Origin of the sequence: Streptacidiphilus anmyonensis (genome assembly GCF_000787855.1) — a bacterium.
Lineage (GTDB): Bacteria > Actinomycetota > Actinomycetes > Streptomycetales > Streptomycetaceae > Streptacidiphilus > Streptacidiphilus anmyonensis.
The window spans coordinates 1-3,987 of sequence record NZ_BBPQ01000045.1; the positions used below are offsets into that span (position 1 = coordinate 1).

General features: G+C 70.7%; 4 protein-coding genes. 1 reads left to right on the top strand and 3 read right to left on the bottom strand.

Annotated features, from left to right (window positions below):
* Positions 1-313: 313 nt before the first annotated feature.
* Together TR50_RS29250 and TR50_RS29255 are read right to left on the bottom strand one after the other, a co-directional pair.
* The gene (locus TR50_RS29250; RefSeq protein ID WP_042428770.1) at positions 314-1,570 is read right to left on the bottom strand and encodes an MFS transporter; all 1,257 of its coding nucleotides are present in this window, start codon (positions 1,568-1,570) and stop codon (positions 314-316) included.
* 224 nt (positions 1,571-1,794) lie between these two features.
* The gene (locus tag TR50_RS29255) at positions 1,795-2,256 is read right to left on the bottom strand and encodes a MarR family winged helix-turn-helix transcriptional regulator (RefSeq protein ID WP_042428773.1); all 462 of its coding nucleotides are present in this window, start codon (positions 2,254-2,256) and stop codon (positions 1,795-1,797) included.
* A 185-nt stretch (positions 2,257-2,441) separates the two neighbouring features.
* Here TR50_RS29255 and TR50_RS29260 point away from each other — a divergent pair, with 185 nt between their 5' ends.
* Positions 2,442-3,305, top strand: coding sequence for a class I SAM-dependent methyltransferase (locus TR50_RS29260; protein ID WP_042428777.1), 864 nt, complete (start codon positions 2,442-2,444; stop codon positions 3,303-3,305).
* Between the two features lie 127 nt (positions 3,306-3,432).
* Here TR50_RS29260 and TR50_RS29265 read toward each other — a convergent pair.
* The coding region (locus tag TR50_RS29265) for a LytR C-terminal domain-containing protein (protein ID WP_160311205.1) at positions 3,433-3,987 on the bottom strand (555 nt) is incomplete at its 5' end.

Genomic DNA, 3,987 nt, shown 5'->3' on the forward strand with positions numbered 1-3,987 from the left:
AGCAGCAGACGAGACAGAGGAAGAGGAAGAGGAAGAGGAAGAGGAAGAGGAAGAGGAAGAGGAAGAGGAAGCAGGAGAAGAAGGGGAGGAGGAAGACAGGGACTGGGAAGACTGACGGGAAGAGACAGGGGTCAACGGGTCGGCCCGAAAAGCATCCCCGAGCGAGGCAAAACCCCCACCCATGGACGCCTCTCCACCTTCACACCCGCCCCCGAACATCGAGGCGTCCATAGAACAAGTTTGACACCCAATCCCCTCCCGTTCAATCACTCACAAGAGTGAAAACCACCAGCTCAGAGGGGATTTGATCACATCAGCGGGGCACCAGCGCCAGCACCCGCCCCTCCTGGCCGAACCCGTGCGCGAGGTCCAACCGCAGCCGCAGGTTGCCGATCCGCGCCAGCACCAGACCCACCAGGCCCGCCGCGCCCGCCGAGACGAGCCCGCAGGCGAACAGGCCGACCCGGGGCCCGTACTGCTGCGTCAGCCAGCCCACCGCCGGCGCGCCCAGCGGTGTGCCGCCGGCGAAGACCATCATGAACAGGCTCATCACCCGGCCACGCATCTCCGGGGCGGTCCGGAGCTGGACCAGCGCGTTGGCCGCCGTGTTGAACGTGAGGCCGAGCAGCCCGACCACCGTCAGCAGCACCGCGAAGGCCCAGAAGTCAGGAGCAAAGCCGGCGACCGCCTCCAGCACGCCGAAGCCCAGTGCGGCCGCGACCAGCAGCCGCAGCCGGGGCCGGGCGCGACGTGCCGCGAGCAGCGCGCCGACCAGCGAGCCGATCGCCAGTGCGGTGTTGAGGAGACCGTACTGGCCGGGTCCGACATGGAAGACGGAGTAGGCGAAGCCCGACAGCACCGTCGGGAAGTTGAAGCCGAAGGTGCCGATGAAGCCGATCAGGACGATCGGCCATATCAGGTCGGGCCGTTCGGCGACGTAGCGCAGTCCCTCCCGCAACTGGCCCTTCTCGCGCGGAAGTCGGGGCTGACGGCGCAGCTCGCTGCTACGCATAGCCAGCAGGCCGAGGATCACCGCGCCGAAGGAGAGCGCGTTGACCGCGAAGGCCCAGCCGGCGCCCACGGCGGCCATGAGCGCGCCCGCGATGGCGGGACCGACGAGCCGGGCGGTCTGGAAGTTGGCCGAGTTGAGGCTGACGGCGTTGGCCAGGTCGGCCTTGCCGACCATCTCCACGACGAAGGTCTGCCGGGCCGGGTTGTCCACGACCGTCACCAGGCCGAGCAGGAAGGCGAACACGTAGATGTGCTCGGGTCGGACGACCCCGGCGAGGGTCAGCGCGGCCAGGCCCGCCGCGAGCAGACCCATGGCGCCCTGCGTGGCCATCAGCAGCTGCCGCTTCGGGAAGCGGTCGGCGATGACGCCGCCGAACAGGCCGAACAGCAGGACCGGCAGGAACTGCATGGCCGTGGTCACGCCCACGGCGAAGGCGCTGCCCGTCAGGCTGAGCACCAGCCAGTCCTGGGCGATGCGGGAGATCCAGGTGCCCGAGTTGGACACCACCTGTCCCGCGAAGAAGTAGCGGTAGTTGCGGTTGTGCAGTGCGGAGAACATGCCTCCGCGCTTGGTGCGTGTGAAGTTGTGTTTCCGGCTCGTCCGGGTCTCGAACGTCCGGGTGGCGATCGTCTGGGCTTCTGTGGTGTCTGACTCTCCGTGCGACGAATGCAAAGCTGCGCGTCCCCTGTGCGGTTGTCCTGCTCTGTTCTCTCCTTCGTTGCCTGAGTTCCGGCTCCGGCGGTGCGGCCGTGCTGCGGTGCGGTGCTGCCGTGTGGTGCGGTTCAGAGTTGTGCGAGCTTCTCCAGGACGGGCGCGGCGGCGCGTAGCACCGCCCGCTCCTCCTCGGTCAGCCCGGAGCTGAGCTGGGCGAGCCAGGCGTCACGCTTGGCCCGGCTCTGGTCGAGAATGCTCTCGGCCTGCTCGGTGCTGCTGACGACCACCTGTCGGCGGTCCTGGGGGTGCGGCTCGCGCCGCACCAGGCCCTTCTCCTCCAGCATCGCGATGATCCGCGTCATCGACGGCGGCTGCACGTGCTCGCGGCGTGCGAGCTCCCCCGGGGTGGCGCTCCCGCAACGCGCGAGCGTGGCCAGGACCTGCATCTCGGTGGGTGTGAGGGACTCCTCCACCCGCTGATGGCGCAGCCGCCGAGCCAGGCGCATCACCGCGGACCGCAGCGTGGCGATCGCCACGTCGTCGGTCAGATGGTCGGCCGCGTCGTCCGTCGGCTCCGGCAACTCAGGCATATTCGTTACCCTAGCTCATTACTTTTGCTAAAGAAAACTGGATAGCCCCTGGGTCCCCAGTGACGTGCGCAACAGTGATGTGCGCAACAGTCCGGCCGGTCACGGGTTGCCGGCCGCAGCCGGCACCGGGAAGCATCGACTGCGAACAGTCGCCAGGGTGGCGGCGTCAGGGTGGGAGAAGACGTATGCACAGCGACAGCGACCGGCTCGTCCAGGCCAACTCCTTCGGCGCCGCCGCCGAAGCCTACGAGCGTGGGCGGCCCGAGTACCCCGGTGCGGCGCTGGACTGGCTGCTCGCCGTCGCCCCGGCGGAACGGACGGCTGCGCGGACGACCCAGCGCTCGGCCCAGCAGACGACCCAGCGGACGACCCCGCAGGAGATCCCGTGGGAGACCGTGCGGGAGCTCCCTCGCGACGTGGTCGACCTCGGCGCGGGAACGGGGAAGCTGACCCGGTCGCTGTGCGCACGGGGGTTGGCGGTCGCCGCCGTCGAGCCTTCGGAGGGCATGCGGGAGGTGCTGGCGGTCGCGGTGCCCGACGCGCGGGTGCTCAGCGGCTCCGCCGAGGCGATACCGCTCGCGGACGCGTCAGCCGACGTGGTGCTGGCCGCTCAGGCGTGGCACTGGGTGGACACCGATGCCGCCATCCCCGAGGTGGCCCGCGTGTTGCGGCCCGGCGGGACGCTCGGGCTGGTCTGGAACGTGCGCGACGAGCGTGAGGACTGGGTCGCCGCCCTCAGTCGGCTGCTCGACCCGGACGGGGCCCGGGCCACCGCGGGCGAGGGAGTGAACGGGCTGGACGACCACCCCGACCTGTTCCACCCGGTCGAGCGGTTCGACGTCGAGTGGAGCCAGACCCTGACGGGCGACCAACTCGTCGACCTCGTGGCCTCGCGCAGCTACGTGATCACCATGGCGGCGACCGAACGCGAGGCCCTCCTCACCGAGGTCCGCGCCCTGCTCGACCGCCATCCGGCCCTGGCCGGTCGCGAGCGCGTGGAGCTTCCCTACCGGACGAACTGCTATCGCGCCCGGCGCACCGGCCTGTGATCCGCCGCGAACGACCGCCGTCGGCGGCGATCGGCGGTGACCAGCGGTGATCGGCGATCGGCCGTGATCCGCGGCGCTCAGCGCGGCGGATCACGGCGCGTCGTCCCGGCCCTCGGTGCGGCGAGCCTCAGGGCGCGGAGTCGGGAACGTTGGTGGCGCGGGCGTACGCCTGGCTGGGCGTCATCGGCACGCCGTTGAGCTCGACCGTGTTGAAGGTGCTGACCGGGGCGCAGGTGTTGCTCTGGTCGGCGGTCTCGGCGTGGGAGTCGGACAGTGCCTGGTGCGTGCTCACAGGGGCGGGCTTGGCGCTGCCACCTGGGTAGCTGGTGCCGCTGGTCCAGTCGGTGCCGATGACCAGGGTGACCCGGCTGACGGCGGCGTCCTCGGACACGTGCGCGGCCGGGATGCCCAGCGCCGAGGCGACGGTCTGCGCCTTGGCCTTGTCCCCGGCGGGGTAGCGCAGCACCGTGGTCGCGGTCTGCTGCGGGGCGTTGGAGGCGGAGGTACCGCTGCCGAAGCCCTTGCCGGTCAGGGCCGCGGCGATGTCCCCGGCCCGGCCGGTCGCGCCGCTGCCGTTCTCGACGTGCACGGAGACGTCCGCCGGCGAGACCGTGGGCTCGGCGGGCGCGCTGCTGGCGGCCGCGGAGGGGGACGAGGGTTGGCGGCGGACCGCCGCTGAGCG